The organism is Gordonia sp. (in: high G+C Gram-positive bacteria), assembly GCF_012515855.1.
Lineage (GTDB): Bacteria > Actinomycetota > Actinomycetes > Mycobacteriales > Mycobacteriaceae > Gordonia.
On the sequence record NZ_JAAYXO010000269.1, the window covers coordinates 1 to 5,858 of the forward strand.

General features: G+C 67.6%; 6 protein-coding genes. All 6 read right to left on the bottom strand.

The genetic code is table 11. The annotated features are described in order from the left end of the window. Positions 1-785, bottom strand: a 785-nt coding sequence (locus GX543_RS18300; protein ID WP_290854002.1) for an ABC transporter permease, incomplete at its 3' end; no start/stop codon positions are given. Between the two features lies 1 nt (position 786). Continuing rightward, positions 787-1,560 (bottom strand): ABC transporter permease, encoded by a 774-nt coding sequence (locus GX543_RS18305; RefSeq protein WP_105943926.1) that lies wholly within the window; start codon positions 1,558-1,560, stop codon positions 787-789. Positions 1,561-2,065: 505 nt separating this feature from the next. Then, entirely contained in the window at positions 2,066-3,448 is a 1,383-nt protein-coding gene (gene ilvA, locus GX543_RS18310) for a threonine ammonia-lyase IlvA (protein ID WP_290854004.1), read from the bottom strand. Next, a complete protein-coding gene (locus tag GX543_RS18315; protein WP_234353715.1) occupies positions 3,417-3,707 on the bottom strand; it encodes a hypothetical protein in 291 nt (96 codons plus the stop codon). The genes ilvA and GX543_RS18315 overlap by 32 nt, the downstream gene beginning before the upstream one ends. A 70-nt stretch (positions 3,708-3,777) precedes the next feature. Continuing rightward, entirely contained in the window at positions 3,778-4,383 is a 606-nt protein-coding gene (locus tag GX543_RS18320) for a YigZ family protein (RefSeq protein WP_234353716.1), read from the bottom strand. A gap of 87 nt (positions 4,384-4,470) precedes the next feature. Then, a partial coding sequence (locus GX543_RS18325; protein WP_366929093.1) for an OB-fold nucleic acid binding domain-containing protein occupies positions 4,471-5,858 on the bottom strand: 1,388 nt, incomplete at its 5' end.

Here is a 5,858-nt window from a genome sequence, read left to right on the forward strand (position 1 = left end):
GCCAATCGGATGGCGTGACCGGCTGCGATGCCGACGCCCTCCGGCCCGCCCGAGGCGAAGTACCCGTAGTAGCACTGGATGAAGGTGGTCAACAGCACAAAGACCACGACCTTGAGGAACGAGAAGATCACGTCCGAGGAGAGCATGAACTGCTGGAAGTAGTGGAGGTAGGTGCCGGCACCCTGCCCGCTCTGGAGCTGGAAGACGACCTGGGCCGCGATGTAGTTCGCGGCCAGCGAGATCGCGTACAACGGCACGATCGAGAGCACCGCGGCCGCCATGCGGGTGGTGACCAGGTACGGCAGCGGCCGGATCGCGATGGCCTCGAGGGCGTCGATCTCCTCGCTGATCCGCATGGAGCCCAGCTGCGCGGTGAATCGGCAGCCCGACTGTGCGGCGAAGGCCGTCGCCGCGAGCAGCGGGGCGATCTCGCGGGTGGTGGCGAAGGCCGAGAGCGCACCGGTCAACGGTTCCATGCCGAGCAGGTTCAGCGCCGTATAGCCCTCGATGCCGACGGTCGCACCACCCATGATGCCCAGGATGACCATGACGCCGACGGTGCCGCCGCCCACGACGATCGCGCCGTTGCCCCATGCGACGTCGGACAGCAGGCGCCAGACTTCCTTCTGGTAATGCCGGAAGGTGATCGGTGCCAGACCGATGGACTTCACCAGGAAAGTCACGAAGTGGCCCATCGAGACCAGCGCATCGCGCGGGACGATCCACAGCTGCTTGAGCCACTCGAGCGGCCGGAGGACCGGTGCTACATACCGGGACGCGGTCACGTCACACCACCTTCGTCGGAACGACGAGCGCGAACAGCTGGGTCAGCACCACGTTGACGGTGAACAGCATGATCACCGAGTTCACGACGGCCGCGTTCACCGAGTTCGCGACGCCGGCCGGACCGCCGCTCGTGGTCAGCCCGCGGTCGCAGGCGACCACGGCGACGATGGCGCCGAAGATCACCGCCTTGACCAAGGCGAATATCAGGTCCGGCGGTCCGGCGAACGACGCGAACGTGCCGGTGTAACTGCCCGGGGTGCCGCCCTGCATGTACACGTTGAACACGTAACCGGTGATGAAGCCGACGAAGCAGACGAAGCCGCAGAGCAGGAAGCTGACGACCATGGTGGCGAGCAGTCGCGGCGAGATCAGGCGCTCGACCGGGTTGACACCCATCACCTTCATCGCGTCGATCTCGTCGCGGATGGTCCGCGAGCCGAGATCGGCGGCGATGGCCGAGCCGATGGCGCCGGCCATGATGAGCGCCGTGACCAGCGGCGCGCCCTGCCGGATCACACCGAGACCGGTCGCGGCGCCGGCGAACGACGTCGCACCGATCTGCCCGGCGATGTTCGACACCTGGATCGAGACGATGACGCCGATCGGGATGGCGACCAACAGCGTCGGGAAGACCGACGTCGAGGCCATGAACCCGCACTGCCGGACGAACTCGCCGAACGGGAAGCGACCCTTGACCAGATCCGTGACGAGCACCCTGAAGACCTCGACGAACATGGCCAGCTGACGGCCGAAGGTCTCGAAGGACTTGGTGATGTGTTCGCGCCACCACTTTCCGAAGCCGGTGTCCGAGAACCTTCGGCGACTCCGAGCAAGCGGCGCGCCGGCATCGACAGTGTCTGTGCTCACTCCCCTGCCTTCACATCCGTCTTGGCGGTCGCGCGGTCCGCAAGAGGACCAAGACCCTGTTTCGGGCCGATCGGACCTGACCCGTGGGTAGGAATATACATACCTGAGAAGCCCTTATGTGTTCGCCCTCACGTTTGATCGGGGTCGTGTCTCAACCGGCCCCCGGTCCGTATCTGTGATTGCCGACACATCCGGAGCCGGAAACCTTACTGAACAGTAATAAGTCTGGTTACATCCGCTTATCAGATATCCGGACGAGTCCGCTGCGGCCGGAACGGGCGCCGCGCCGAAAGTCTCAAGTCCGACCTGAGGTCGGGCCTCCGCGGCTCGGCGCCGCTACGGGCGCTCGTCACAGAATGTCGGCGAACCCGCCGAGGCGCAGTGTGCAGGTGCGCCGACACACACTGCGTCGTCAGGTGAGGTAGTCGTAGGCAGGGGTGCCCGGCTCGAGGAGTTCGACGTCCAGGCGCGAGTGCTTCATCCGGTCCAGCAGCGCATCGAAGGAGTCCCTGCTGCCCAGCTCGACACCGACCAGCGCGGCGCCGGTCTCTCGGTTGTTCCGCTTCACGTACTCGAACAGGGTGATGTCGTCGTCGGGGCCGAGCACCTCGTCGAGGAAGCGGCGCAGCGCCCCGGGCTCCTGCGGGAAGTTCACCAGGAAGTAGTGCTTGAGACCGCGGTGCACCAGCGAGCGCTCGATGATCTCGCCGTACCGGGAGACGTCGTTGTTGCCGCCCGACACCAGAGCCACGACCTCGGCGCCCTCGGGCAGATCCAGCTCGGCGAGGGCGGTCGCGGCCAGTGCCCCGGCGGGCTCGGCGATGATGCCCTCGTTCTGATAGAGCTCCAGCATCGTCGAGCAGATCGCGCCCTCGTCGACGTGCGTGACGGTGACGCTTCCAGGCGCCAGGTCGACCGCGTCGCGAGAGATCACCGGCGCTTTCGGGTCACCGGTGATCTCGGCGAGCACCGGGTGCTCGACGACGCGCGCGCCCGCCTGCGCCAGGACCCGGTGCCCCAGACTGCCGATGCGCTTGACCGCGGCGCCGTCGACGAACGGGTCGATCTCCGCCAGCGTGTGGGGCTCGCCCGCCACCAACGCCGCGGCCATCGAGACCGCTCCGGCGGGCTCGACGCCGACGATCGCAGTGTCGGGGTACGCGTCGCGCAGGTACGTCACGATGCCGGCCAGGCAGCCGCCGCCGCCGACCGGCAGCACCACCACGTCGGGCTTCGCCCCGAGTTGCTCGACGATCTCCTTGCCGATGGTCCCCTGACCCGAGGCGGTCCGGGGGTCGTCGAACGCGTGGATCCAGGTGGCTCCGGTCCGCAGCACGTCGGTCTGCGCCGCGGAGGCGGCCGCGTCGTACGTGTCGCCCACCGCGAGCAGCTCCACGTACTCCTTGCCGTGCCAAGAGATGCGGTCACGCTTCTGCTTGGGCGTGGTGGTCGGGACGTAGATGCGTCCCCGCACCTTCATGGTGCGACACGCGAACGCGACGCCCTGCGCATGGTTGCCGGCGCTGGCGGCGACGACTCCCGCGGCGAGCTCCTCGGGAGTCAACTGCGCCATCACGTTGTACGCACCGCGAATCTTGTAGGAACGGACCGCCTGCAGGTCTTCGCGCTTCAGGTGCACGTTCGCGCCGGTCGCCTCGCTCAGACGCGGGCAGGCCTCCAGCGGGGTTCGGGAGACGACGCCGTCGAGCGTGGCGGCGGCCGCATCGATGCTGGCCGGAGTGAGTCCGGTGACGGCGGGTGTATCAGTCGCGGGCGTGGTGGTCACGCCCACCATCGTCCCACCGCGCGCCGATCACGACACGCTCGCCCCACCAGACGGCAAGCATCGCGATTGCGCTGACCCACATCGCCACGACGCCGGACCCGCCGGCGACCAGCACGACGGCCACGGCGAGGACGGCTGCGACGACAGCGTGCAGCTTGTAGAGGGGCCATGCGACACCGAAGACGTCAGCCGTCGGCGCGGCGGCGGTGTTCCGTCGATCACGCGCCCGCATTGCGGGTCGGCGGTAAGCGTTGTTCAGTGTCGTCACAACTCGACTGTAGCATGCGCCGACAGGAAAACTTCGGGCTACCGAAACCTGGCACCCGGCGTGCCCGTGATCAGGCCAGACGACGCGCGACCTCGACGACCTGCGCTCCGCCGGAGGTGAGGGACATCAGCCGATCACGCAGACTGCCTTCGTGTTCGGCGCCCACCTCCACGGTGTACGTGACGCACGCAGCGCCGTAAACGGCCCCGTGCACATCGCCGAGGGAATAGAGGAGGCGCTCGGCCCGTCCCGCATCGTGAACCGGGACGTCCAGACGCATCCGGGTGACCGGCCGCGCCTCGCGCAGCGAGGCCTTGTCGAGCACCGCCGTCGCGCTGCCGCCGTAGGCGCGCACCAGCCCGCCGGCACCGAGTTTCACGCCGCCGAACCAGCGCACCACCACGATCGCGGCGTCGACCACCTCGCGCGAAGTCAGCGCCGCCAGAATGGGCGGACCGGCCGTTCCGGCGGGCTCGCCGTCGTCGCTGCAGCGCGCGATCCGCTGCGGGCCGCTGCCGATCACCGCACCCCAGCACGTGTGGTTCGCCGACGGATCGCGCTTGCGGTCCACCAGCGCACTCAGTTCGTCCTCGGAGGACACGGGTGCCACGGTCGCGACGAACCGCGACTTGCGGATCGTGGTCGACTCGACCACCTCGTCCGCACCGTCGAGCACCAGCACTAGTCGCCCCGTCCAGTCAGCTCCGCCACGAGCTCAGGACAGGCCCTTCGACCTCGTGTCGTCGCACACTCCGCCACGAGCTCAGGACAGGCAGCTGGGGCCGAGGAGGGCTTTGAGGTCGCCCATCAGGGCCGAGGACGGTGTGACCCGCAGGGCGTCGGTCAGCAGCAGTCGCGTCTGCTTCTGGTCGCTGACCAGCGTCACGTGGACGTCCGACGTCCCGGCGTGCCGCTGGAGCACCTGCTTGAGCGAGGCCACCTTCGACGGCGTGCACGCGCGCGCCTGCAATGTCAGATTGAGCGGCTTGGTGGTTCCGACGGCCGAGAGGTCGGGCACGGCGAGGTCGTTGGCGCTGATCATCATCGAGTCGTCGCGCTTGTTGACCCGCGCCTTGACCAACACGATGTTGTCCACCGTCAGGTCCATGCCGAACGCCACGTAGGCGCGCGGGAAGAAGTAGACCTCCACGCCGCCGACCATGTCCTCGACGGTCACCGCCGCCCACGGTTCGCCCTTCTTGTTCACCCGCCGGGTGACCGAGGAGATTATGCCGCCGATGGTGATATGGGCGCCGTCCTTCACCTGATCTTCCAGGAGCTGGGTGATCGAGGTGTCGGTCTGCGCGGCCAGTGCGTGCTCCACCCCGGCCAGCGGATGCCCGGAGACGTAGAGGCCCAGCATGTCGCGCTCGAGGGCGAGCTTGTGCTTGGACTCCCACTCCTCGTCGGGCACCTTGACGGCGAAGACCTCGCTGATCGCCTCGTCCCCACCGCCCATGTCACCGAAGAGGTCGAACTGCCCGATCGCCTCGGCCTTCTTGGTGCCGAGCACCGAGTCGACGGCGTCGGCGTGCACCAGGAACAGGCCCTTGCGGGGATGGTCGAGCGAGTCGAACGCACCGGCCTTGATCAGGGATTCAGTGACCTTCTTGTTGCAGGCCGTCACGTCGATCTTGCCGAGATAGTCCGAGAAGCCGTTGAAGGCGCCCTTCTCCTCGCGGGAGGCGATGATCGACGACACCACACCGGAGCCGACGTTGCGGATCGCCGCGAGGCCGAATCGGATGTCGTCGCCGACCGCCGCGAAGTCCGCGCGCGATTCGTTGACGTCCGGCGGCAGCACCGTGATGCCCATCTTCCGGCAGTCGGCCAGGTAGATCGCCGACTTGTCCTTGTCGTCGCCGACCGAGGTGAGCAGACCGGCCATGTACTCGGCCGGATAGTTGGCCTTGAGGTAGGCGGTCCAGAACGAGACCAGCCCGTACCCGGCGGCGTGCGACTTGTTGAATGCGTAGCCGGCGAACGGCAGAACCGTGTCCCAGAGCGCGGTGATCGCCGCCTGCGAGAAGCCGTTCTTGGTCATGCCTTCGGCGAAGCCTCCGTAGGCCTCGTCGAGGATCTCCTTTTTCTTCTTGCCCATGGCTCGACGGAGCAGGTCTGCTTCGCCGAGCGAGTACCCGGCGACCTTCC

Coding starts and splice junctions, on each gene's coding strand:
- ilvA (WP_290854004.1), bottom strand. CDS start 3,448: ATGGTGGGCGTGACCACCACGCCCGCGACTGATACACCCGCCGTCACC.